A 24,615-nucleotide genomic window follows, 5' to 3' on the forward strand; every position below is an offset into this window, starting at 1 on the left:
ACCCTAACGTCAGGGTTGAGCCCAGACGCGTTGGCGTCATGCACGGAAACTCATGAGCAAAACAGGCGAATCACCTGCCAGGCTTGGCGGGGCTCTGGCCAGCGGGTTGCCGGAACAAACGCAGTCAGTAACCTTCATACCCGTTCGGAGTTCAGCACTATGGGCGGGAATTTTTGTATTTTCGGCGGGTCTATCCTGCCGACATGCCAAGAGCCTGTAGCTCTGTAGCGCGCCAAGGAAGCCTCTCAATCATGCGCATTCTCGTAACCGGCGGAGCCGGATTCATCGGCTCTGCTCTGATCCGCCATCTTATCCAAGACACCGGGCACAGCGTCCTCAACCTGGACAAGCTGACCTACGCCGGCAATCTCGAGTCGCTGGCCGATGTCCACAGCAGCGACCGATACCAATTCCTTCAAGCCGACATTGCCGATCGCGAGCGCGTCAGCGAAGCGCTGCTGGACTTCCAGCCGGACGCTATCATGCACCTGGCCGCCGAATCCCATGTCGATCGCTCAATCGACGGCCCGGCAGAGTTCATCCAGACCAACATAGTCGGCACCTATCAGCTGCTCGAGGCAACACGTGCCTATTGGCAATCCCTGCCAGCCGAGCGCCGCGAAGCCTTCCGCTTCCACCACATCTCCACCGACGAGGTGTACGGCGACCTGCACGGCGTCGATGACCTGTTCACCGAAACCACACCCTATGCGCCCAGCTCGCCCTATTCGGCGAGCAAGGCCTCGTCGGATCATCTAGTCCGGGCCTGGCAGCGCACCTACGGCCTGCCAGTACTGATCACCAATTGCTCGAACAACTACGGGCCGTATCACTTCCCCGAGAAGCTGATTCCGCTGGTGATCCTCAACGCGCTGGATGGCAAGCCGCTGCCGGTCTACGGCAACGGCACCCAGGTACGTGACTGGCTGTTCGTCGAGGACCATGCGCGCGCCCTGTTCAAGGTGGTCAGCGAAGGCGAGGTCGGCGAGACCTACAACATCGGCGGTCACAACGAGCAAAAGAACATCGACGTGGTGCGCGGCATCTGCGCCCTGCTCGAAGAGCTGGCGCCGCAGAAGCCCGAAGGCCTCGAACGTTTCGAGGACCTGATCACTTTCGTCAAGGACCGCCCCGGTCACGACCTGCGCTACGCCATCGACGCCAGCAAGATCGGGCGCGAGCTCGGCTGGGTCCCGCAGGAGACCTTCGAGACCGGCCTGCGCAAGACCGTGCAGTGGTATTTGAACAACCTCGAATGGTGCCGTCGCGTTCAGGACGGCAGCTATCAACGTGAGCGCCTCGGCGCCCTGGAGAACGCATGAAAGGAATCATCCTCGCTGGAGGCTCCGGCACCCGGCTGCACCCCATCACCCTGGGCGTATCCAAGCAGCTGCTGCCGATCTACGACAAGCCGATGGCCTATTACCCGATTTCGGTGCTGATGCTCGCCGGGATTCGCGACATCCTGCTGATTTCAACGCCGCAGGACCTGCCGCAGTACAAGAACCTGCTGGGTGACGGCAGCCAGTTCGGCGTTAACTTCAGCTACGCCGAGCAGCCTTCTCCGGACGGCCTGGCCCAGGCGTTCCTGATCGGTGAAGACTTCATCGGCGACGACTCGGTGTGCCTGATCCTTGGCGACAACATCTTCCACGGCCAGCATTTCACCGAGAAATTGCAGCGTGCCTCGGCGCAAGAAAAAGGCGCGACGGTGTTCGGTTACTGGGTCAAGGACCCGGAGCGCTTCGGCGTGATCGACTTCGACGAGACCGGCAAGGCCCTGTCGATCGAAGAGAAGCCAGCCAAGCCGAAGTCCAGCTATGCGGTAACCGGGCTGTATTTCTACGACAACGACGTCATCGAGATTGCCAAGTCGATCAAGCCCTCGCCGCGCGGAGAGCTGGAAATCACTGACGTCAACAATGCCTATCTCAAGCGCGGCGACCTGAATGTAGAGCGCTTCGGCCGCGGCTTCGCCTGGCTCGACACTGGCACCCACGACAGCCTGCTCGAAGCCTCGCAGTACGTGCAGACCATCGAGCACCGTCAAGGCCTGAAGGTCGCGTGCCTGGAAGAGATCGCCTATCAGCACAAGTGGATCGACCGCGAACAGCTCTTGCAGCGCGCCGATGCCCTGGGCAAGACCGGCTACGGCCAGTACCTGTTCAAGCTGGCGGGTGAAGACGCATGAAGGTCATCGAAACCGACATTCCCGATGTGCTGATTGTCGAGCCCAAGGTATTCGGCGACGAACGCGGTTTCTTCTACGAGAGCTTCAACGCGGCCGCTTTCGAAGCGGCCACGGGGCTCACGCGCCAGTTCGTTCAGGACAATCATTCCAAATCCCAGCGCGGCGTGCTGCGCGGCCTGCACTATCAAATTCAGCAGCCCCAGGGGAAGTTGGTGCGGGTCGTGGCCGGCGAAGTATTCGATGTCGCGGTGGACCTGCGCCGCAGCTCGCCGACGTTCGGTCGCTGGGTCGGCACCCGCCTGAGTGCCGATAACCAGCGCCAGCTGTGGATCCCGGAAGGCTTTGCTCATGGTTTTGTGGTGCTCAGCGAGAGCGCCGAATTCCTCTACAAGACCACCGACTACTACGCGCCAGCCCATGAGCGCTCTTTGCTCTGGAATGACCCGCAGATCGGCATCGACTGGCCATTCACCGAGCCGCCCCAGCTTTCGAAGAAAGATATCGACGGCAAAGTACTCAGCGAAGCGGAGCTGTTTGCATGAAAATCCTCGTCACCGGTAGCTCGGGGCAACTGTCTCGGGAGCTGCAACTGGCGCTTGCCGGTGAAGGAAAGGTGCTCGCGCTGGGTCACAAGCTGCTGGACCTGGCCGAGCCGGCGCAGATTCGTCGACAGGTTCGCCTTTTGCGTCCCGACCTGATCATCAACGCGGCCGCCTACACCGCGGTTGACCCCGCGCAAGACGACCGTGAGCGAGCCTTTGCAGTGAACGCCATCGGCCCTGGTGTGCTCGCCGAGGAGGCGGCAGCCCTGGGTGTACCGCTGATCCACTATTCCACCGACTACGTCTTCGACGGCCGCAAGACCGGGCTCTACAGTGAAGAAGATGTACCAGCTCCGCTGAGCGTATACGGGGCGAGCAAGCTGGCCGGTGAACAAGCGATTCAGGCCGTAGGCGGCGACCACCTGATCCTGCGCACCAGCTGGGTCTACTCGTTGCACGGGCGCAACTTTCTGCTGACGATGCGACGCCTGCTACAGGAGCGCGACTCGCTGTCGGTAGTCGACGATGAGATCGGCGCGCCAACCTGGGCCGGAACCATCGCAGCGGCCACCGCCGAGATGGTACGCAAACGGCGTAGCGGTGCGGGCGGGCCCAGCGGGCTTTATCACCTGACCGCCAGAGGGGAGACGTCCTGGTACGGCTTCGCCTGCCACATCGCTCAACATCTGCAGAGCCAGGGCCTGCTGCGCGCAAGGATAGAGCCTATCCTGTCTGCCAATTACCCCACGGCTGCTCAGCGGCCGCTTAATTCCCGCCTCAGCTGCGCGCGCCTGCAGCGCGATTGGCAGATAACCTTGCCAGACTGGGAAACCGCCCTGCAACAGTGCCTTGGCGATATGCCCCGTGCTCAGGCGGATCACAGCGCACCGGCTGCGCAAAGCGTCTGATAGTACCGACGCTGGTCCAGCCGACTAAGCCGCTCACCTAGCCTCAAGCACCAAAGCGGGTCGGACGTGCATAATGGCGCCCGAACCACAGGCGCATCTGCATGACTTCACCCGATACCCCCCGCCGCCCTCGCTGGCGCAACCTGGCCGTGGTTGCATTGTTGTTGGCGCCGCTGCTGTGGCCGCTGCAGCAACTGGCCAAACGTTATTACAGCAACGAGCTGATCGAGCAGAACCGCCAAACGCTCGATCTTTACGTCGCCAACCTGCTCGGCTCGCTGCGCCGCTACGAAGTGCTGCCGCGCATCCTCGGTGACCTGCCGACCCTGCGCACGGCGCTGCGTCAGCCCGACAACCCAGCCGCCAAGGATCAGGCCAACCGCCTGTTGGATCAGCTGCGCAAGGAAACCGGCGCCGATGTGATCTATCTGATGGCGCCGGACGGCGACACGCTGGCCGCGTCAAACTGGAACGAGGAAGACAGCTTCGTCAGTCGAAACTTCGCCTTCAGGCCCTATTTCCGAGAAGCCATGGCCGGTGAGCTGGGCCGCTTCTTCGGCCTCGGCACCACCTCGGGCAAGCGCGGTTACTACTTCGGGGCCGCTGTTCGCGATGGCGACGAGATCCTTGGCGTGCTGGTGGTCAAGGTGGACCTGGACCATACCGAGACGCTATGGGGCAGCACGCCCGAGCAACTGATGGTGACCGACAGTTTCGGTGTGGTGATCCTCACCTCGAAACCAGAATGGCGGTTCCGCGCCAGCCGTGCGCTGGATATTGAGGAGCGCGAGCAGATCGCCTCCGAACGCCCCTATCCAACGCTAGAACCCCGTGACCTGACGCTCGATATCGATACCTGGCTGATTCAGAGCCGCGAACTCAAGGAAACCGGTTGGACGGTGCGCATCCTGGCGCCGATCAGCCTGGTCGAACGACCCGTGCAGACGGTCGTCGCGATCGGCGCAGCGACCCTCGCAGCGCTCTTGCTGTTGCTTGGCCTGCTGATGCAGCGGCGTCGCCATTACCTCGAGCGTATCGCCCTGGATGCCAAAGCGAGGCAACAACTCGAGCGCCGCGTGCAGGAACGGACCTACGACCTGGAAGCCCTGAACAGCCGACTCAAGGAAGAGGTGCTGGAACGCGAGCAAGCTCAGCAGGAGCTGGTCCGCGCTCAGGACGAGTTGCTGCAGGCCGGCAAGCTCTCGGCGCTCGGCACCATGTCAGCGAGCATCAGCCATGAACTCAACCAGCCGCTTGGGGCGATTCGCAGCTATGCCGACAACGCCGGCGTCCTGCTCGACCAGCAGCGAAACGACGAGGCGCGCGACAACCTTCGGTTGATCAGCGAGCTGACCGCGCGCATGGCTTCGATCATCGCTCATCTGCGCGCCTTCGCCCGCCGCGACCGCCATGCCCCGGAGCGGGTTGCGCTGCAGCCAGCGCTGGACGACGCGCTGGCGTTGCTGGCCAAGCGGCGTCAGGCCATGGGCGTAGAACTGATTCGTGACCTGCCGGACGCCACACTCTGGGTTCAGGCCGGCGAGACGCGACTACGGCAGATTATCTCCAACCTGTTGAGCAACGCCTTGGACGCCCTGGTCGAGCGCCCGCCGGTGCGTCGCATCTGGCTGCGCGCCGAGCGGCAGGGCGAAGGCGTGCTGCTGACCTTGCGCGATAACGGACCGGGCTTTTCCGACGAGGCGATGCGACGGGCCCGCGAGCCCTTCTTCACTACCAAGACCAGCGCTCAGGGGTTGGGCCTGGGGCTGGCCATCTGCGATACCCTGGCCCGAGCCCTGGACGGTGAACTGACCTTGGCCAACCATCCAGAGGGCGGCGCGCAGATCAGTCTTTACCTGCATTGCGCCGACCCCGGTGTCGCCTTTCCAAGCGAGGACTAGCATGACCCACCCGATCGACCCGCAGACTCAGGTCATCCTGGTCGATGACGATCCCCATCTGCGTAAGGCACTGAGCCAGACCCTCGACCTCGCCGGGCTAAAGGTGCTCAGCCTGAGCGATGCACGCGGTCTTCCAGGCATGCTGCCGGTGGAGTGGGGTGGCGTGGTGGTCAGCGACATCCGCATGCCCGGCATAGACGGCCTGGAGCTGCAGCAACAGCTACATGCGATCGACCGCGAGCTACCGGTGCTGCTGATTACCGGCCATGGTGATATCCAGCTGGCGGTTCAAGCCATGCGCGCCGGTGCCTATGACTTTCTTGAAAAACCCTTCCCCAGCGAGGCACTGCTCGACAGCGTCCGTCGCGCCCTCGCCCTACGCCAGCTGGTGCTCGACAACCGCAGCCTACGCCTGGCCCTGGCCGACCGTCAGCAGTTGTCGACCCGTCTGCTCGGCCAATCGCCTGCCATGCAGCGCCTTCGTGAGCAGATCGGCGCGCTTGCCGGGACCCAGGCCGACGTGCTCATCCTTGGCGAAACCGGCGCGGGCAAAGAGGTAGTAGCCCGTGCGCTACACGACCTTTCCAGCCGTCGCAACGGGCCGTTCGTGGCGATCAATGCCGGAGCGCTGGCCGAATCAGTGGTGGAAAGCGAGCTGTTCGGACACGAAGCCGGAGCTTTTACCGGCGCGCAAAAACGCCGTATCGGCAAGTTCGAGTTCGCCAACGGTGGGACCTTGTTCCTAGACGAGATCGAGAGCATGAGCCTGGATGTCCAGGTAAAGCTGCTGCGCATGCTGCAGGAGCGGGTCGTCGAGCGACTCGGTGGCAACCAGTCGATCCCGCTGGACATCCGGGTGATCGCCGCGACCAAGGAGGATCTGCGCCAGGCCGCAGACCAAGGCCGCTTCCGCGCCGATCTCTATTACCGCCTGAATGTCGCCCCCCTGCGCATCCCGCCGCTGCGCGAACGCAGCGAGGACCTGCTGTTCCTGTTCCAGCATTTTGCCGAGACCGCCGCGAGCCGCCACGCCCTGCCGATCCGTGAGCTGCGTCCGGAGCAGCGTGCACAGCTGCTTCGGCATGCCTGGCCGGGCAATGTGCGTGAGTTGCAGAACACCGCCGAACGCTTCGCGTTGGGGCTTGAACTGGGTCTCGACGATCCCGCTCGTGCTTCTGAGGCCAGCAGTACTGACTCAGCCCACGGGCTTGGCGAGCAGGTAGACGCTTTCGAGCGCGCCCTGATCGCAGCCGAACTCGCACGGCCCCATAGCTCGCTGCGCAGCGTTGCCGAGGCCCTGGGTCTGCCACGCAAAACGCTGCACGACAAACTGCGCAAGCACGGCCTGGTGTTCAATGATGCTGGCGGAACCCCGCCCGAGGATAACGAATAGCTGGCGGATTTCCGCCAAGCCCTCGCTCGCTGCAATCAAATTGTAGCGTCCAAGGCCAAGCAGACATGGTTTGGACATCTTTATCTGGCTGAATGTCGGCGTCTTGCCCTGGCTTGGCAACGCTGACGAAACCTGCGAGCTAGACGCATTAGGCTGAGAAACATTCGTCAGTATTTAGCCATCATGCGAGTAAACTGCCGCCTCACGGGCGCCAGTTGCACGCATCTGGCACAGCACTTGCTCCCGCAAACCCCATGAACCGGCAAGTCCAGCCGCAATCCGGCGCGGCGATTTATTCAATGGCGCCTAGACTTGTCTTGCTGGTTACAGCCGAGCTCCTGCCTGATTGCAGCGGCTCATCCACAACAAGAGGAAACACAACAATGTTCAAGCTGACTGCCACAGCGCTCGCCTGTGCTCTGTCCCTCGGTATCGCAAGCCTGGCCCAGGCCGCCGACCCGATCCTGATCAAGTTCTCCCACGTGGTTGCCGAGAACACCCCGAAAGGTCAGGGTGCCGTCATGTTCAAGAAGCTCGTTGAAGAGCGTCTGCCCGGCAAGGTGGAAGTCCAGGTTTACCCGAACTCTTCCCTGTTCGGCGACGGCAAGGAAATGGAAGCGCTGCTGCTGGGCGACGTACAGCTGATCGCTCCGTCGCTGGCCAAGTTCGAGCATTACTCCAAGGGCGTTCAGGTGTTCGACCTGCCGTTCCTGTTCGACGACATCCAGGCGGTTGACCGCTTCCAGCAGAGCGATGCCGGCCAGAAGCTGCTGAGCTCGATGGAAGACAAGAACATCACCGGCCTGGCCTACTGGCACAACGGCATGAAGCAGCTGTCGGCCAACAAGGAACTGCGTGAGCCGAAAGACGCCCGTGGTCTGAAGTTCCGCGTACAGGCCTCCGCCGTATTAGACGAGCAGTTCAAGGCCCTGCGTGCCAATCCGCGCAAGATGAGCTTCGCCGAGGTCTACCAGGGCCTGCAGACTGGCGTGGTCAACGGTGCCGAGAATCCTTACTCGAACATCTACTCCCAGAAGATGCATGAAGTGCAGAAGCACATCACCGAGTCCGACCATGGTCTGCTCGACTACATGCTGATCACCAACACCAAGTTCTGGGACGGTCTGCCGGAAGACGTTCGCACCGAGCTGGACCAGATCATCGACGAAGTCACCGTTGAGGTGAACAAGCAGGCCGATGACCTGAACCAGAAAGCCAAGCAGGACATCCTGGCTGCTGGCACCACCGAAATCCTCGTCCTGACTCCGGAAGAGCGTGCCAAGTGGCGCGAAGCCATGAAGCCCGTTTGGAGCAAGTTCGAGAACGACATCGGTGCCGACCTGATCAAGGCCGCCGAAGAAGCTAACAAGGCCCAGTAAGGCCTTGCCGGAGGGCAGCCACAAGCCGCCCTCCGCGTTCCGACTAGAGCAATACCAGCCACATCGACAGACCAGTGAAAAGACAACCCAGCCAGGCAATACCTACGGCGCGGTGATCCCGAGCCAGCTGCCTGTACAACAAGAGTTTTTCATTGCTCTGTCACCCGGTTACTCGACCGGCCCATGGCGCACGTTCTGTACGCCCACCGAAACAATGCAATCCATCAGGAGATGTCATCCATGAACGCCCTCTGGCGCGTCTGGGACCACTTCGAAGAAGCGTTTATCGCCTTCCTTCTGGCCGCCATGACCTTGGTGACCTTCGTTTACGTGGTCTTGAACAACCTTTACACCGTGTTCTACAGCCTCGGCGATCGCTACGAGGGTGCCAGCGATCTGTTCTTCGCCATGGGTGACTTCACCATCGGCCTGGCGCAAGAGATGACCTGGAGCACGGCACTGACCAAGGCACTATTCGCCTGGCTGATCTTCTCCGGCCTGGCATACGGTGTGCGCACAGCCGGCCATATCGGCATCGACGCACTGGTCAAACTGGCGCCGCGCCACATCCAGCGCTACATCGGCTTCGTTGCCTGCCTGTTCTGCCTCGGTTATGCAGGCATGCTGGCCTTCGCCAGTTTCAATTGGATTTCGGCGCTGTTCACCGCAGACATCGGCGCGGAAGACCTCGGTCATTTCGGGATCAAGCAGTGGCACATCGGCATGATCGTGCCGATTGGCTTCGCCATGGTCTTCATCCGTTTCGCCGAAATCTTCGTGCGCATTCTGCGTAACGAGCAAACCGGCCTGGGCCTGGCAGACGAAGCCGCCGAAGCCGCGAAACTGGGCGCAGAGGAGCCGAAGTAAATGACCATCCTGTTCCTCTTTGTCGCGCTCTTCGCGCTGATGTTCATCGGCGTGCCGGTGGCCGTTTCCCTCGGCCTGGCCGGTTCGCTGACGATCCTGCTGTTCAGCCCGGACTCGGTCACCTCGCTTGCAATCAAGCTGTTCGAAACGTCCGAGCATTACACGCTGCTGGCCATTCCGTTCTTCCTGTTGGCCGGCGCGTTCATGACCACTGGCGGCGTCGCCAAGCGACTCATCGACTTCGCCAACGCCAGCGTCGGGCACATCCGTGGTGGCCTGGCCATCGCGGCGGTGCTGGCCTGCATGCTGTTCGCCGCGTTGTCCGGTTCTTCGCCGGCAACGGTCGCCGCGGTCGGCTCGATCGCGATTGCTGGCATGGTCCGCTCCGGTTACCCGCAGGCGTTCGGTGCCGGCATCGTCTGTAACGCCGGCACGCTGGGCATCCTGATCCCACCGTCGATCGTCATGGTGGTCTACGCCGCCGCGACTGAAACCTCGGTCGGTAAGCTGTTCATGGCCGGCGTCGTGCCGGGCCTGCTGCTGGGTATCGCGCTGATGGCCGCCATCTACATCATCGCGGTGAAAAAGAACCTGCCGGCGCTGCCGCGAGCCACCTTCCGCGAGTGGCTCTCTGCCGCACGCAAGGCGGTCTGGGGTCTGCTGCTGATGGTGATCATCCTCGGCGGTATCTACTCCGGCATGTTCACCCCCACGGAAGCGGCTGCAGTGGCGGCTGTGTACTCAGCTTTCATCGCGCTGTTCGTCTACAAGGACATCACGATACGTGATTGCCCGAAGGTACTGCTGGAGTCGGGCAAGCTGTCGATCATGCTGATGTTCATCATCGCCAACGCCATGCTCTTCGCGCATGTGCTGACGACTGAACAGATCCCACAGCAGATCACTGCCATGGTCCTCGAGGCCGGCCTGCAACCCTGGATGTTCCTGCTGGTGGTGAACATCGTCCTGCTGATCGCCGGTGCATTCATGGAGCCGTCGGCCATCATCCTGATCCTGGCGCCGATCCTGTTCCCGATCGCCATGGAACTGGGCATCGATCCGATCCACCTGGGCATCATCATGGTGGTGAACATGGAAATCGGCCTGATCACGCCTCCGGTGGGCCTGAACCTGTTCGTCGCCTCGGCCGTGACCGGCATGCCGGTCACTCAGGTAATCCGTGCGGTCATGCCGTGGTTGGCGATGATGCTGGCCTTCCTCGTCCTCATCACATACGTGCCGTCGATCTCGCTGGCGCTGCCGAATCTGTTAGGCATGTAACGCCGTTTGTAGCACCGCTTCCCTATTGGCCCGGCTTATGCCGGGCTTTTTTTGCCCGCGCTACAGCGCAAGCACATCTGCAGGACGCCGGCGAAACCAGCCCGTCAGGGAGAGGCGGTCGGTATGGGTGACCAGCACTTCGTGAGGGAACTCGCCAGACAGGAAAACCAGGAGATCACCCGCAAGCGGCGGAATGTCGCGCTGCGAGCCGTCAGCGAAATGCATGCGCAACTCTCCCCCATCAGCGGGTTGCCAGTCCGGATTGAGGTAGACCACCGCGGTGACGCAGCGGCTGTCGTCGTCTCGGAAGCGATCCAGATGCGTCTGATAGAAAGCGCCCGGCGGGTACAGGGCGAAATGGCATTCGAACTCTTCCAGACCGAGGAACAGCGTCTGGTTCATGCGTAATCGAAGCCCATCCATCAGCTCCAGATAGCAGTCACACAACGGCGACTGGCCCGGTTCAAGCCATTGAATCTGATCGCCACGTATTCCTTCGCGGATCGTCAGCGCATCGCCGCGGCCGATGCCCGCCGGGGCCAGGGCACCTTGTGCCTCGCGCTTGCGGCACTCCGCTGCCAAACCGAGGGTCAGATCATCTGACAGGAACGAATGACGTAGCGACCAGCCATGCTCGGCGAGGTCGTCAATGATGGGATCGAACTGCAAGGAAGAGACTCCGAAAGGACTGCGTGGAGTCTAGCAGCAGCGCTTTCGCGCCTCGACAGCAGCCGTCAGGGCGCTGAAAATAAACTGCCCGCCAGACAGGAGCTTCCATGCGCGCTTTAATCGCTTGTGTATTACTTGCCTTCAGCTTGAACACCCTCGCCGATACCTACGACGAGCTGTACGAGACCGCTGGCTGGACCGAACAACGCGCCAATTTCAGCGATGCTCTGACCGCCGCTCAACAGCGCTACAAGAACACCCTGCCACCCGCCGTTTACCAGGCACTAGTGACCAACAGCAATCGCCGTTTCGCGGTTAACGCCATCGATCAGCGGGCCAAGCAGGCGCTGCGCGAGAGCCTCGCCAATCCGCAACCAGCGCTGGAGTTTTTCCAATCTCCGCTCGGCCACAAGGTGGTCGCGGCCGAGACGCTGGCCGGGCGCCGCGAGCAGCTGGCCAGATACGAAAACGGCATTCCGCGAATGGAGGCCGGCAGCAACCGGCAGCTGTTGATCCGTCATCTGGCCCAGGCGCTGCCGGCTGCCGAAGCCGGTGCTGAGGTCAGCCTGGCGTTGGCTGGTGTCGCAGCCGATAGCCTCAGCCAGATGATTCCGGGCTTGCTCGGCGGCGGCCAGGCGCAGGGCCTGCTCGACAGCCAACGCGAGCGTTTGCAGCAACAGGTCGAGAGCGACCTGGACAACACGCTGCTGTATATCTATCGCGATCTCTCCGATGCCGAACTGGAGGAATTTGTCCAGTTCGCCCAGTCGGAGGCCGGTCAGCGCTATTACAGCGCAGCGCTGCAAGCCCTTCGTGCCGGGCTTGCGGTCGGATTGAGCAGCAACGAGACTCAAGCGTAAGCGGGCTCTCAGCCAACGCGCTGGGCTACTTCAAGCGTTCGCTAAGAAACTCGAAGTATTCACGGCGTAGGGCTTCCTGCTCGTTGACCAGGTGATGCCTCGCTGCGGGTAGCCGAAGAATCTCCGGGGCAGCGAACTTGTCTTGCAGGACCGGCAGGTTGTGTTGCCAGTCGACCGTCATGTCGGCCTCTCCCTGAACAATCAGCGGGCTGTACAGGCTGGCAGGCGCGCCTTCGATACGCTGGATCCAGCGCGACAGCGCGCCCACCCAGGCGGTCGGGAGGATATCGGGCTGCAGCGGATCGTGGGATTGGATGAACTGGAGAAACGCCGGATCGCCTGAGTTTTCACTGAAGCGCCGGGGAATCTGCTGGACGAAGCGTCGCATCACCTGATAACTGAAGCGGGACCACCCCCAGGCTCGTGGCCGCACCAGGGGCGCCAGCAGAATGCTCTGCCCCAGCGCTGGGTGCAACGGCTGGCAGAGCAGGTAATCCAGCACGATGGCGGCGCCAGTGCTCTGCCCCAGCAAATGCCAAGGATGCGGCAGATTCATCGCAGCGGCTTCTTGCAGCAGGCCCTGCAGCACGGCCTGGTATTCATCGAATTCATTGATGCTGGCGCGAGGCCCGCTGGAAAGCCCATGCCCCGGCAGGTCGCAGGCGAGCACGGCGAAGCCCATGCGCAACCCCCAATCCACTACGTGCCGGTACAGGCCCATATGGTCGTAGTAACCGTGCAGGACCAGCAGTGTCGCGACCGGCTGCTCTGGGCACCACGTTTGTGCCACCACCTCATAACCGTGTACCTGAAACCGCCCCAGGCGCCGCTGGATACCGCCGTGGTGAGGCAGATCCAACCCATAGTAGGCCTGATAGAAGCGTGCATCGGCGGTAAGCTCGGCCGCGTGGCGAAGTGGGCTTAATTGTGCGCGGAGTGCGTCGGGATCGATTCGCGAAGGCATGAGCGGTTTTCTTGCTAGGAGTAAGCGAGATATTCAGCTCTGCAGCGCGACGTGGCAAGCTGGCGCATCCATCCAAGAGTCCCATCATGTCCGTACGCAACAAGTATCTGATCGCAGCGCTCGTTGCCCTAGTCTGGGGTGGCGCCATGCTGGCTGCCTTCTGGTGGTTCGAAGCGCGCTACCTGCGACCGTTCGAGAACGAGCGGGCCGAGCTGTTCTCCGGCGATCAGCTGGCATTGCCCGAGTCGCTGAGCGGCGCCGGGCCGGTTCGTGTGGTGCACTTCTGGGATCCGGCCTGCCCCTGCAATGCAGGCAATCAGCAACACCTGGCCGAATTGGTGCAACGCTTCGGTGGGCGGGGCGTCAGCTTTTATGCGCTGCAAAAGCCGGGTAGCCAGGGCCGCTTGCCGGACCAGTTGGCTGGTCTGCAGCCGCTCGCTGATCTGCCGGGGGCCAGCAGCCTGCCTGCCAGTCCGGCGGTTGGGATCTGGGATACCGATGGACGACTGGTGTACATCGGCCCCTATAGCGAAGGGGCCGTGTGCAGCTCCGACAACAGCTTTATCGAGCCCATCCTCGAGGCGGTGCTGGCTGGCCGTCCGGTCAAGGTGACGCACTCGCTCGCGGTGGGTTGTTTCTGTGACTGGGCGCCTTCGCCGAGCGCTGAATCCTCAGCAAACCAGCGGTCAGCAGCTAATCGCTGACCGCTAGCAGTGCCTGTCAGCTGTGTGCCGAGGGTGGCGTCATTACCTTGCGACTGTCGATAACCTGACGCCAGGTCGGGTTGGCATTGGTGTCATCCATCGCCTGGCGCATCGCCCGCACACGGCGCTTCTCGGCGCGACGGCCGATGTACCAGGCAATGAAGGTCGCCAGCGACACCACCAGCAGGATCAGGCTGGCAACGGCGTTGATCTCAGGCTTCACACCCAGGCGCACCGCCGAGAAAATCTCCATTGGCAGCGTCGTTGCGCCTGGACCGGAGACGAAGCTGGCCAGGACCAGATCATCCAGCGACAGCGCGAACGAGAGCATGCCACCGGCCGCCAGTGACGGCGCGATCATCGGCATGGTGATCAGGAAAAACACCTTCCAGGGCCGTGCCCCGAGGTCCATCGCTGCTTCCTCGATGGACTGGTCAAGTTCACGCAGCCTCGCCATCACGACCACGGCGACATAGGCCGAGCAGAAGGTGGTATGGGCGATCCAGATGGTGACGATGCCGCGCTGGGCGGGCCAGCCGATCAGCTGCGCCATGGCCACGAACAGGAGCAGCAACGACAGACCGGTGATCACTTCCGGCATCACCAGCGGCGCCGTGACCAGACCGCCAAACAGGGTGCGCCCGCGAAAGTTGGGTATTCGCGTCAGCACGAAGGCGGCCATGGTGCCTAGCGCAACCGCGGCTATGGCGGTGTAGAAAGCGATCTCCAGCGACCGCATGACCGCGCCCATCAGCTGGCTATTGTCCAGCAGCCCGGCGTACCACTTCAGCGACCAGCCGCCCCACACCGTGACCAGCCGCGAGGCGTTGAAGGAGTAGATGACCAGCAGCACCATGGGCAGGTAGATGAACAACAGCCCGAGGACCAGGATCAGGTTGGAAAAGCTGTAACGCTTCATAGCTTGCCCTCCAGTTCCTTGGTTTGGTTGCGGTTGAACAAAATGATCGGTACCAACAGGATCGCCAACATCACCACCGCCAGTGCAGACGCTACCGGCCAGTCGCGGTTATTGAAGAACTCCTGCCACAGCACCTTGCCAATCATCAGCGTCTCCGGCCCGCCGAGCAGCTCGGGGATGACGAACTCGCCCACCACCGGAATGAATACCAGCATGCAGCCGGCAATGATGCCGTTCTTTGACAGCGGCACCGTGATTTTCCAGAAACTGGTCAAATTGCGAGCGCCCAAGTCGGACGCAGCCTCCAGCAGGCTGAGGTCATGCTTCACCAGGTTGGCGTAGAGCGGCAGGATCATGAACGGCAGGTAGGAATACACCACGCCGATGTAGACAGCGAGATCGGTGTTGAGGATACGCAGCGGTTCGTCGATCAGACCCAGGCCCTGCAAAAGGCCGTTCAGAATGCCGTTGCTGCTGAGAATGCCCATCCAGGCGTAGACGCGGATCAGGATCGCAGTCCAAGTCGGCATCATGATCAGCAATAGCAGCACGGTCTGCAGGTCCTTGCGTGCTCGAGCGATGGCGTAAGCCATCGGATAGCCCACCAGCAGGCAGATCAGCGTGCTGAAGAAGGCAATGCGCAGCGAGCCGGCGTAGGCCGCCCAGTACAGATCATCTTCGCTGAGGAAAATGTAGTTACCCAGGTTGATGATGATCTGCAGCTGCTGCTCGGCGTAAGCAAAAACCTCCGTGTACGGCGGAATCGCTACATCAGCTTCGGCAAAACTGATCTTCAGCACGATCACGAACGGCAGCAGAAAGAACAGCACCAGCCATACGAAGGGTACGCCAATGACCAGTCGGCGGCCTGGGTTCAGACGGGAGCGGCTCATGCCTGCAACACCACGCCGCTGTCGTCCAACCAATAAACGAAAACCTCTTCCTCCCAGGTCGGCCATTTCACGTGGCGCTCATTGTTAGCCATGAATGCCTGCAAGATGCCGCCGGATGGCATTTGGATGTAATAGACCGAATGCCCGCCCAGGTAGGCGATGTCATAGACGACGCCTTTGGCCCAGTTATAGCCGGGGCGCTGCAGTTCAGGTAGCTCAGTTCCGATCAGCAGTTTTTCGGGGCGAATCGCATAGGTGATCTGCTTGTCCTGCGCCCGGGTGCTGATGCCATGGCCAACGTAGATCGGGTTTTCCAGGCCAGGTGATGAGATGACGGCATGGTCTTCGACGTCCTCGACCAACTCGCCGTCGAAGAGGTTGACGTTGCCGATGAACTCGCAGACCAAGCGGCTCGCCGGGGTCTCGTAGATGTCCATCGGGCTGCCGACCTGAGCGATCCAGCCGAGGTGCATGATGGCGATGCGCTCGGCCATGGTCATGGCCTCTTCCTGGTCGTGGGTGACCATCACGCAGGTTACGCCGACGCGCTCGATGATCTGCACCAGCTCCAGCTGCATCTGCGAGCGCAGTTTCTTGTCCAGCGCGCCCATCGGTTCATCCAGCAGCAACAGCTTGGGTCGCTTGGCCAACGAACGGGCCAAGGCAACACGCTGGCGCTGACCGCCAGAGAGCTGATGCGGCTTGCGCTTGGCGTACTGGCTCATCTGTACCAGATTGAGCATCTCATCGACGCGCGTCTTAACCTCATCCTTCGACAGGCCATCCTGCTTCAGGCCGAAGGCGATGTTCTGCTCGACAGTCATGTGCGGGAACAATGCGTAGGACTGGAACATCATGTTGATGGGCCGCTCGTAGGGCGGCATATCGGTGATGTCCTGGCCGTCGAGGAAGATCCGTCCTTCAGTGGGCCGCTCGAAGCCTGCCAGCATGCGCAGCAACGTGGACTTGCCCGAGCCCGATCCTCCGAGCAGGGCAAAGATTTCGCCTTGGTGAATGCTCAACGAGACATCATCGACCGCCACCGTTTCGTCGAACTTCTTGGTGACGCGGTCGATCTTCAGCAGCACCTGCTTGTTCTGGCTCTCACCGGTGAGGGCCTTTTTGTAGGCGCTGGAGGCAACGGCCATGCGCAAACTCCCGATTGGAATAATGGACCCGGACGGCGCCGGGAAATGACACGCTGTAAGGCAAGACGGAAGACCAGCAGCGGCTCCCGCCTTGCCCGGTGTTGCTATTGGCCGGACTTCACCTTGGTCCAGGTGCGGGTCATCAGGCGGTTGATCTTCTGCGGCAGCTCTGCGGAGACGTACAGGCGATCCAGCACGGCTTGCGGCGGATAGACCGACGGATCGTTACGCACCTCCTGGTCCATCAGTTCCCCCGCCTTGATGTTGGGGTTGGCATAGCCGACATAATCACTGACCGACGCGATCACCTGGGGGTCGAGCAGGTAATTGATGAAGGCATGGGCTTCGTCGACATTCTGTGCGTCGGCGGGAATGGCCAGCATGTCGAACCAGAGATTGCCGCCTTCTTTGGGAATCGCGTACGCAATATCGATACCCTTACCGGCTTCGTCGGCGCGCGCCGACGCCTGGAAAATGTCCCCGGAGAAGCCAGCGGCTATGCAGATGTTACCGTTGGCCAAGTCCGATATGTACTTGGATGAATGGAAATAGCGGACGTACGGACGTATTTCGAGCAACTTCGCCTCAGCTTTGGCGTAGTCATCCGGATCGGTGCTATTGGGATCCAGGCCAAGGTAGTTGAGCATCGCCGGGATCATTTCATCAGGCGAGTCGAGCAGGGCAATGCCGCAGCCGGCAAGCTTCTTGGCGTTCTCCGGCTCGAACAGAACGGCCCAGGAATCTACCTTCTCGATGCCCAGCGCAGCGGTCACCTGTTCGACGTTGTAGCCGATGCCATTGGTGCCCCAGAGATAGGGCGCGGCGTAGGCATTGCCCGGATCGTTCTTCTCGAGCTGCTTAAGCAGCGAGGGATCCAGGTGTTTCCAATTAGGCAGCTTGCTCTTGTCCAGTTTCTGGAAAGCGCCAGCGCGAATCTGTTTGCCGAGGAAATGGTTGGAAGGCACCACTACGTCATAGCCGGTACGACCAGCGAGCAGTTTGCCTTCGAGGGTTTCGTTCGAATCGAAGACGTCATAGACCGGCTTGATGCCGGTCTTCTCTTCGAATTCTTCCAGCGTTGTTTCGCCGATGTAATCGGACCAGTTGTAGATATGCACCGTGGCAGCCTGAGCGGATGCAGCACCGCTGACCGCAGCGGCTATAAGAAGCGACTTCAATGTCGAGCGCATGAGAGTGTCCTCTTAGTGCAGACCGCGCGATCAGTGGGCGAAAGGCGGGCTATTTATTGGAAAAACCTCTAAAAATCAACTGGCGCGTTGTAAATGGCGAGACGGTCAGGCGCAAAAGGCGCGCAACAGCCAGACCGCAAACCAGATTTGCAAAATCCGAACTGGCCCCTTCGAGGACTGAGGAGCGCCTCGCGCAGGCTTGCAAGCAGGCCTGGCGAGGCGGCTGGATCAACGACCGGATTTGATCTTGGTCCAGCTGCGGGTCATGGTGCGCTGGGTCTTCGGGTCAAGGTCCGGGAAGGTGTAGAGCTTTTGCAGCACGGCCTGGCTCGGGTAAACGCCCGGGTCGGTACGAATTGCTTCATCCACCAGCGGAGTGGCCGCCGCGTTGCCGTTGGGGAACTGCACATAGTTGGTGATGGAGGCCATCACCTCAGGCTTCATCAGGTAATTGAGGAAGACATGGGCGTTGTCGACGTTGTTCGCATCAGCCGGGATCGCCAGCATGTCGAAGAAAGTGCCTGCGCCTTCCTTGGGAATGTTGTAGTTGACCTTGACCGTATTGCCGGCTTCTTCGGCACGCGCCTTGGCCTGGTAGATGTCACCGGAGTAGCCGATGGCGACGCAGACGTTGCCGTTGGCCAAGTCCGAGATGTACTTCGAGGAATGGAAATAGGCCACGTTCGGACGGATCTGCATGAACAGCTCTTCAGCCTTCTTCAGCTCCTCCTTCTTGGTGGAGTCTGGCTTGTAGCCCAGGTAGTGCAGCGCAGCAGGAAGGATTTCGGTTGGTGAATCGAGAAACGAGACGCCGCAAGATTTCAGCTTTTCCATGTTTTCCGGCTTGAACACCAGATCCCAGGAATCAACCGGTGCGTCTTCGCCCAACGCGGCCTTGACCTTCTCCGGGTTGTAGCCGATGCCGATGGTGCCCCACATGTAAGGCACTGCGTACTGGTTGCCCGGATCGCTCGGCTGCAACGCCTTGAGCAGGTCCTTGTCGAGGTTTTCCCAGTTCGGCAGCTTGCTCTTGTCGAGCTTCTGGAACACGCCCGCCTTGATCTGCTTGGCCAGGAAGGGATTGGAGGGTACGACTACGTCATAGCCGGAGCTGCCCGCCAGCAGCTTGGCCTCCAGCACTTCGTTGCTGTCGAACACGTCGTAGACGACCTTGATCCCGGTTTCCTTGGTGAAGTCCTCCAAGGTGTCTTCGGCGATATAGTCGGACCAGTTATAGACGTGCAGCACCTTGTCTTCGGCCTGCGCAGCGCCGGCGACCGCGCCAGCCAGCGTCATCGCAAGTAGGGTCTTGGCAAAGGGTTTCATCCGTGCAGCTCCTGTTGTAGTCATATGTTGGGCTGTGGACAGGTCACACAGGGCGGCGGCGACGCCTACCCCATTGTGCCTGGTGCAGCTAATGGCTGTGCCGGCATCGACACACCCTCGGTAAGTCAGGCCAAAGCACGCGCGCAGTCTGGCAAGGTCAATGGCTGTTTTTCAACCGCTTGCATGCGCTTCGCTTGCACAGTTTTCCAGTCGATCCTTGGCGCCGGTAGCTCTGGCCGACGCCCTGCACACTCAACCCCGCGCATCTTTCAGCGTCGCATCCAGGCACAGCCGGACTTTGCCGATCAGCTCGTCGATCTGCTCCTCGTTGATCACCAGCGGTGGCGAAATGATCATGGTGTCACCGACTGCGCGCATCACCAGACCGTTGCGGAAGCAATGCTCCCGACAGAGCATACCCACGCCAGGGTCAGCGAAGCGCTCACGGGTCTTCTTGTTTTTCACCAGCTCCAGCGCGCCAAGCATGCCGACACCACGGGCCTCACCCACCAGCGGGTGCTCGACCAATTCATGCCAGCGAGACTGCAAATAAGGTGCCGTCTTGGTCTTGACCCGCTCGACGATCTTCTCCTCGCGCAGAATGCGGATGTTCTCCAGCGCTACCGCAGCCGCTACCGGGTGTCCCGAATAGGTGAAGCCGTGATAGAACTCGCCCCCTTCGTTGAGGGTGTGCACCACTTCGTCGCGTACCACCACGCCACCCATGGGCAGATAGCCAGATGTCAGGCCCTTGGCGATTGGCATCAGGTCCGGCGCATTGCCGTAGTAGTCGCTGCCAAACCACTCGCCGGTTCGACCGAAGCCGCAGATGACTTCGTCGGCAATAAACAGGATCTCGTAGCGGGCGAGGATCTCGCGGATTTTCGGCCAGTAGCTGTCCGGCGGAATGATCACCCCGCCGGCGCCCTGGATCGGTTCGGCGATAAAGGCGGCCACCTTGTCTTCGCCAACTTCGAGGATCTTCTGTTCCAGTTGCTCAGCCATGCGAACGCCGAATTCTTCGGGATCAAGGTCGCCGCCTTCGCCAAACCAGTAGGGCTGATCGATATGCTCGATGCCGGGGATCGGACCATCGCCTTGCTCGTGCATGGCCTTCATACCGCCGAGGCTGGCGCCGGCAATGGTTGAGCCGTGGTAGCCGTTCCAGCGGCCGATCACCACCTTCTTCTGCGGCTGCCCCTTGATCGCCCAGTAATGGCGCACCATGCGCAGCACGGTGTCGTTGGCTTCCGAGCCGGAGCCGGTGAAGAACACATGGTTCATGCCTTCCGGCGCGACCTCGGAGATGGCTTTGGCCAAGGCCAGCGCCGGCGGGTGGGCAGTCTGGAAAAAGAGGTTGTAGTACGGCAGCTCACGCATCTGCCGAGTGGCCGCTTCGACCAGCTCTTCGCGGCCGTAGCCAAGGTTGACGCACCAGAGCCCGGCCATGGCATCAAGGATCTTGTGGCCTTCGCTGTCCCACAGGTAGACGCCCTCACCCCGCGTAATGATGCGCGTGCCCTTGGCATTGAGCGCTTTGAAGTCGGTGAACGGCGGAAGGTGATGGTCGCGGCTCAGGGCTTGCCATTGCAGGGTTTGCGAATCGCTCATCAATCACCTCTTGATAATGGTTGCTTGGTCCGGTGGATGAACAGAGCGTCATCCACCCTACGGCTGTTCGTTACACCGAGAGCATCAGGAATTCCCGCTCCCAGGAACTGATGACCCGATGGTAGTTCTCCTGCTCGGCGCGCTTGACCGCGATGTAGCCGGTGATGAACTTGGGGCTCAGGTACTTCTCCAGCGGCCGGCAGTTCTCCATTCGTTCCAGTGCCGCTTCCAGCGTCAGCGGCAGACGCAGATTGCGGCGCTCATAGCCGCGACCCTTGACTGGCTGGCTTGGCGGCAGCTCCTCGACCATGCCGATGTAGCCGCACAGCAGGCTGGCGGCGATGGCCAGATAAGGGTTGGCATCGGCGCCCGGCAGGCGGTTCTCGACGCGACGGTTCTGCGGATCGGAATCCGGCACTCGCAGGCCGACGGTACGGTTCTCCTCGCCCCATTCGACGTTGACCGGTGCCGAGGTGTCGGGCAGGAAGCGGCGGAACGAATTGACGTTCGGCGCGAACAGCGGCAGCAGTTCGGGAATGTATTTCTGCAGGCCTCCGACGTGGTACAGGAACAGCTGGCTCATGGTGCCGTCGCTGTTGGAGAAGATGTTGCGCCCGGTTTCGAGGTCCACGACGCTCTGGTGCAGGTGCATCGCACTGCCCGGCTCGCCCGTCATGGGCTTGGCCATGAAGGTGGCGGCGACGTTGTGCTTGAGCGCGGCCTCGCGCATGGTGCGTTTGAACACCAGAATCTGATCGGCCAGGTGCAGCGCCTCGCCATGACGGAAGTTGATTTCCATCTGTGCGGTGCCTTCCTCGTGGATCAGGGTATCCAGATCCAGCCCCTGGGCCTCGCACCAGTCGTACATGTCCTCGAACAGCGGGTCGAACTCGTTGGCCGCGTCGATGGAGAACGACTGCCGTCCCGTCTCCTGCCGGCCCGAGCGGCCGATAGGCGGCTGGAACGGCAGGTCCGGGTCTTCGCAGCGCTTGGTCAGGTAGAACTCCATCTCCGGTGCGACGATGGGCTGCCAGCCTTTATCGGCGTACATCTTCAGCACACGCTTCAAGATATTGCGCGGCGAGATTTCGATGGGGTTGCCCATCTTGTCGTAGGTGTCGTGGATCACCTGGGCAGTGGGCTCGATGGCCCAGGGCACCAGGAACACCGCGTCCGGGTCGGGCCGGCAGAACATGTCGATATCGGCGGGATCGAGCAGCTCGTAATAGATATCGTCCTCTACATAATCGCCAGTCACGGTCTGCAGCAACACGCTTTCCGGCAGGCGCATGCCTTTTTCGTCGAGGAATTTGTTGGTGGGTGAGATCTTGCCGCGGGCGATGCCGGTCAGGTCGCTGATCAGGCACTCCACCTCGGTGATCTTGCGTTCTTTCAGCCAGCCGGTGAGCTGGTCGAGCTTGCTGGACATATCGACCTCAGAAATTAATGAAACGAGCGCCGGGCCGGCCCGCGCTCAGCGCCGTCCTGCGCGTTCCTGGCAGGCGCGGGCAAAGCCCTCGAACAACGCCAGGTAATAAGGATGCTCATGCACCTTCCATTCCGGATGCCATTGCACGCCGAGGGCAAAGCTTCGCGCACCCTCGACGGAAAACGCCTCGATCAGCCCATCGGGTGCCAGTGCCTCGATGCGCAAGCCCTTGCCGAGCCGCTCGACGCCCTGTCCATGCACCGAATTGACATCAATCTGCGCGGGTAACCCGAGGCGCTGTAGCAATCCGCCCGGTTGGACGTGCAACGGATGACTTAGACCGTACTGCACCTCGACTGGATCCTCGGCGCGCTCACGGTGATCGGCATAAGGCCCGGCCTCGTGAACCTTCTGGTGCAGGCTGCCGCCAAAAGCGACGTTCATTTCCTGAAACCCGCGGCAGACGCCGAATACTGGAACACCCGCATCGACCGCCGCACGAATAAGCGGCAGCGTCAGTTGATCACGTGAGGGGTCATGGGCGGTGCCCTCGGTGCTGGCCGGGCCGCCATAATGGTGCGGTTCGACGTTGGACGGTGAGCCGGTAAAGAGCAGGCCGTCTACGCTATCCAGTAATGCAGCTGGGTCGATCAGATCGCCGAGTGCCGGGATTACCAGCGGCATGCCGGCTACAGCCGCCGCGCGCAGGTACTTGTCGCCGGCGATATGGAAACTATGGTGGCCGATCTGCCTGGTACAGGCGGAAACGCCGATCAATGGCACGCGAGGCATGGGATACTCGTCTTTCCAGATGGGGCTCTTCGGAGAGTAGTCTTGTTCGTTTTTATAGACAATAGCCGAGGGTTACCGCTTCGCAAAGCCATGTCAGCGTTTCGGGATCGTTCTCCGGACTGCCCCGAAAACGCCCACTGTGGGCCTCGAAGAGGCATTTCGGGGCACTATTGACAGCGGCAGGGCTTTTCGATTGACTCCAAGACAAGCTGTTTGATGATTGAAATTTTTAACAATTAAGGTGCTTCATCATGCTTCCGCCGCCGCGTGCCGTTCAGCTCAACGAAGCGAACGCATTTCTAAAGGAACACCCGGAGGTCCAGTACGTCGACCTGCTGATCGCAGACATGAACGGTGTCGTCCGGGGCAAGCGCATCGAGCGCGCCAGCCTGCACAAGGTGTATGAAAAAGGCATCAACCTGCCGGCCTCTCTGTTCGCCCTCGACATCAATGGCATCACCGTGGAGAGCTCCGGCCTCGGAATGGACATTGGTGACTCCGACAGGACCTGTTTCCCCATTCCCAACACGCTCAGCAACGAGCCTTGGCAGAAACGCCCCACCGCCCAGCTGTTGATGACCATGCACGAGCGTGACGGCTCGCCATTCTTCGCTGATCCACGGGAAGTGCTGCGTCAGGTAGTGAGCAAGTTCGATGAACTGGGCCTGACCATCTGCGCCGCGTTCGAGCTGGAGTTCTACCTGATAGACCAGGAAAACGTGAACGGTCGTCCGCAACCGCCGCGCTCGCCCATTTCCGGCAAACGCCCCCACTCTACCCAGGTCTACCTGATCGATGATCTGGACGAGTACGTCGACTGTCTGCAGGACGTGCTCGAAGGCGCCAAGGAACAGGGCATTCCCGCCGATGCCATCGTCAAGGAAAGCGCCCCGGCGCAGTTCGAGGTCAACCTTCATCACGTCGCCGACCCGATCAAGGCTTGCGACTACGCCGTGTTGCTCAAGCGGTTGATCAAGAACATCGCTTACGACCATGAAATGGATACGACTTTCATGGCCAAGCCCTACCCGGGCCAGGCCGGCAACGGGCTACACGTGCATATCTCGCTGCTGGACAAGAACGGCAACAATATTTTCGCCACCAGCAATCCGCTGGAAAGCGAAACGCTGCGCCACGCCATCGGCGGGATTCAGCAGACCATGGCCGCCTCGATGGCTTTCCTCTGCCCCAACGTGAACTCCTATCGCCGCTTCGGTGCCCAGTTTTATGTACCGAACGCGCCCTGCTGGGGCTTGGACAACCGCACCGTGGCGCTGCGCGTGCCAACCGACAGCCCCGATGCCGTGCGCATCGAGCACCGGGTTGCCGGCGCAGACGCCAACCCCTACCTGCTGCTGGCCAGCGTGCTAGCAGGCATTCACCATGGTCTGACTAACAAGATCGCGCCGGACGAGCCGATCGAGGGAAATTCCTACGAGCAGGTCGAGCCGAGTCTGCCCTCCAACCTGCGCGATGCGCTGCGCGAGCTGGACGACAGCGAGATCATGGCGCGCTACATCAGCCCGCAGTACACCGACATTTTCGTGGCCTGCAAGGAAAGCGAGCTGGAAGAATTCGAACACTCGATCTCCGACCTCGAATACAACTGGTACCTGCACACCGTCTGATACCACGCCCCGCACCATCG

The 24,615-nt window shown here is 61.2% G+C and carries 22 protein-coding genes; 12 read left to right on the forward strand and 10 right to left on the reverse strand.

What is annotated here, in order from left to right; genetic code table 11:
* Window positions 1-251: 251 nt before the first annotated feature.
* From rfbB to dctM, 9 genes are all read left to right on the forward strand, one after another.
* Complete coding sequence (gene rfbB, locus ACQKEK_RS19580) at window positions 252-1,322, forward strand: dTDP-glucose 4,6-dehydratase (RefSeq protein WP_499144116.1); 1,071 nt, start codon at window positions 252-254, stop codon at window positions 1,320-1,322.
* Window positions 1,319-2,191: a glucose-1-phosphate thymidylyltransferase RfbA gene (rfbA, locus tag ACQKEK_RS19585; protein ID WP_499144117.1), complete on the forward strand. Its 873-nt coding sequence runs from the start codon at window positions 1,319-1,321 to the stop codon at window positions 2,189-2,191. The genes rfbB and rfbA overlap by 4 nt, the downstream gene beginning before the upstream one ends.
* Window positions 2,188-2,733: a dTDP-4-dehydrorhamnose 3,5-epimerase gene (rfbC, locus tag ACQKEK_RS19590; protein WP_499144118.1), complete on the forward strand. Its 546-nt coding sequence runs from the start codon at window positions 2,188-2,190 to the stop codon at window positions 2,731-2,733. Before rfbA ends, rfbC begins: the two co-directional genes overlap by 4 nt.
* On the forward strand, window positions 2,730-3,641 hold the full coding sequence (gene rfbD, locus ACQKEK_RS19595; protein ID WP_499144119.1) for a dTDP-4-dehydrorhamnose reductase: 912 nt from the start codon (window positions 2,730-2,732) through the stop codon (window positions 3,639-3,641). Before rfbC ends, rfbD begins: the two co-directional genes overlap by 4 nt.
* A 101-nt stretch (window positions 3,642-3,742) precedes the next feature.
* A complete protein-coding gene (locus tag ACQKEK_RS19600) occupies window positions 3,743-5,542 on the forward strand; it encodes a sensor histidine kinase (RefSeq protein WP_499144120.1) in 1,800 nt (599 codons plus the stop codon).
* Window position 5,543: 1 nt separating this feature from the next.
* On the forward strand, window positions 5,544-6,935 hold the full coding sequence (locus ACQKEK_RS19605) for a sigma-54-dependent transcriptional regulator (protein WP_499144121.1): 1,392 nt from the start codon (window positions 5,544-5,546) through the stop codon (window positions 6,933-6,935).
* 383 nt (window positions 6,936-7,318) lie between these two features.
* Window positions 7,319-8,314 carry a C4-dicarboxylate TRAP substrate-binding protein DctP gene (gene dctP / locus ACQKEK_RS19610; RefSeq protein ID WP_046163350.1) on the forward strand — a complete coding sequence of 332 codons (996 nt, stop codon included), beginning with the start codon at window positions 7,319-7,321 and terminating at the stop codon, window positions 8,312-8,314.
* A gap of 240 nt (window positions 8,315-8,554) precedes the next feature.
* The gene (locus tag ACQKEK_RS19615; protein WP_045423237.1) at window positions 8,555-9,181 is read left to right on the forward strand and encodes a TRAP transporter small permease; all 627 of its coding nucleotides are present in this window, start codon (window positions 8,555-8,557) and stop codon (window positions 9,179-9,181) included.
* Window positions 9,182-10,462 carry a C4-dicarboxylate TRAP transporter large permease protein DctM gene (gene dctM, locus ACQKEK_RS19620; RefSeq protein WP_127840485.1) on the forward strand — a complete coding sequence of 427 codons (1,281 nt, stop codon included), beginning with the start codon at window positions 9,182-9,184 and terminating at the stop codon, window positions 10,460-10,462.
* Between the two features lie 60 nt (window positions 10,463-10,522).
* Here dctM and ACQKEK_RS19625 read toward each other — a convergent pair whose 3' ends face one another.
* The gene (locus ACQKEK_RS19625) at window positions 10,523-11,131 is read right to left on the reverse strand and encodes a 2OG-Fe(II) oxygenase (protein WP_045423233.1); all 609 of its coding nucleotides are present in this window, start codon (window positions 11,129-11,131) and stop codon (window positions 10,523-10,525) included.
* A 107-nt stretch (window positions 11,132-11,238) separates the two neighbouring features.
* On the opposite strand from ACQKEK_RS19625, the gene ACQKEK_RS19630 reads away from it, so the two are divergent.
* On the forward strand, window positions 11,239-11,991 hold the full coding sequence (locus ACQKEK_RS19630) for a hypothetical protein (RefSeq protein ID WP_499144122.1): 753 nt from the start codon (window positions 11,239-11,241) through the stop codon (window positions 11,989-11,991).
* 25 nt (window positions 11,992-12,016) lie between these two features.
* On the opposite strand, the gene bipL is transcribed toward ACQKEK_RS19630, so the two are convergent.
* A complete protein-coding gene (gene bipL, locus ACQKEK_RS19635; RefSeq protein WP_499144123.1) occupies window positions 12,017-12,955 on the reverse strand; it encodes a phospholipase BipL in 939 nt (312 codons plus the stop codon).
* Between the two features lie 86 nt (window positions 12,956-13,041).
* Between bipL and ACQKEK_RS19640 the strand changes: the two genes are divergently transcribed.
* Window positions 13,042-13,659 (forward strand): DUF6436 domain-containing protein, encoded by a 618-nt coding sequence (locus ACQKEK_RS19640; protein WP_128119887.1) that lies wholly within the window; start codon window positions 13,042-13,044, stop codon window positions 13,657-13,659.
* A 16-nt stretch (window positions 13,660-13,675) separates the two neighbouring features.
* Here the strand turns inward: ACQKEK_RS19640 and ACQKEK_RS19645 are convergent, their stop codons facing one another.
* The 8 genes from ACQKEK_RS19645 to ACQKEK_RS19680 all read right to left on the reverse strand — a co-directional run bounded on the left by ACQKEK_RS19645 (window position 13,676) and on the right by ACQKEK_RS19680 (window position 22,967).
* A complete protein-coding gene (locus tag ACQKEK_RS19645; RefSeq protein ID WP_499144124.1) occupies window positions 13,676-14,578 on the reverse strand; it encodes an ABC transporter permease subunit in 903 nt (300 codons plus the stop codon).
* Window positions 14,575-15,471: an ABC transporter permease subunit gene (locus ACQKEK_RS19650; protein WP_128119889.1), complete on the reverse strand. Its 897-nt coding sequence runs from the start codon at window positions 15,469-15,471 to the stop codon at window positions 14,575-14,577. Before ACQKEK_RS19650 ends, ACQKEK_RS19645 begins: the two co-directional genes overlap by 4 nt.
* Window positions 15,468-16,619: a polyamine ABC transporter ATP-binding protein gene (gene potA / locus ACQKEK_RS19655; RefSeq protein ID WP_499144125.1), complete on the reverse strand. Its 1,152-nt coding sequence runs from the start codon at window positions 16,617-16,619 to the stop codon at window positions 15,468-15,470. The genes ACQKEK_RS19650 and potA overlap by 4 nt, the downstream gene beginning before the upstream one ends.
* A gap of 104 nt (window positions 16,620-16,723) precedes the next feature.
* A complete protein-coding gene (locus tag ACQKEK_RS19660) occupies window positions 16,724-17,809 on the reverse strand; it encodes a polyamine ABC transporter substrate-binding protein (protein ID WP_499144126.1) in 1,086 nt (361 codons plus the stop codon).
* A 228-nt stretch (window positions 17,810-18,037) separates the two neighbouring features.
* Window positions 18,038-19,135, reverse strand: coding sequence for a polyamine ABC transporter substrate-binding protein (locus tag ACQKEK_RS19665; RefSeq protein WP_499144127.1), 1,098 nt, complete (start codon window positions 19,133-19,135; stop codon window positions 18,038-18,040).
* A 252-nt stretch (window positions 19,136-19,387) separates the two neighbouring features.
* Entirely contained in the window at window positions 19,388-20,746 is a 1,359-nt protein-coding gene (locus ACQKEK_RS19670) for an aspartate aminotransferase family protein (RefSeq protein ID WP_499144128.1), read from the reverse strand.
* Window positions 20,747-20,816: 70 nt separating this feature from the next.
* On the reverse strand, window positions 20,817-22,175 hold the full coding sequence (locus tag ACQKEK_RS19675; protein ID WP_045423208.1) for a glutamine synthetase family protein: 1,359 nt from the start codon (window positions 22,173-22,175) through the stop codon (window positions 20,817-20,819).
* Between the two features lie 45 nt (window positions 22,176-22,220).
* On the reverse strand, window positions 22,221-22,967 hold the full coding sequence (locus ACQKEK_RS19680) for a gamma-glutamyl-gamma-aminobutyrate hydrolase family protein (RefSeq protein WP_499144129.1): 747 nt from the start codon (window positions 22,965-22,967) through the stop codon (window positions 22,221-22,223).
* Between the two features lie 251 nt (window positions 22,968-23,218).
* Between ACQKEK_RS19680 and ACQKEK_RS19685 the strand changes: the two genes are divergently transcribed.
* Complete coding sequence (locus ACQKEK_RS19685; protein WP_045423203.1) at window positions 23,219-24,595, forward strand: glutamine synthetase family protein; 1,377 nt, start codon at window positions 23,219-23,221, stop codon at window positions 24,593-24,595.
* Window positions 24,596-24,615: the final 20 nt, after the last annotated feature.

It is taken from the genome of Pseudomonas sp. NPDC077408 (assembly GCF_050269105.1).
Classification (GTDB): Bacteria; Pseudomonadota; Gammaproteobacteria; order Pseudomonadales; family Pseudomonadaceae; genus Stutzerimonas.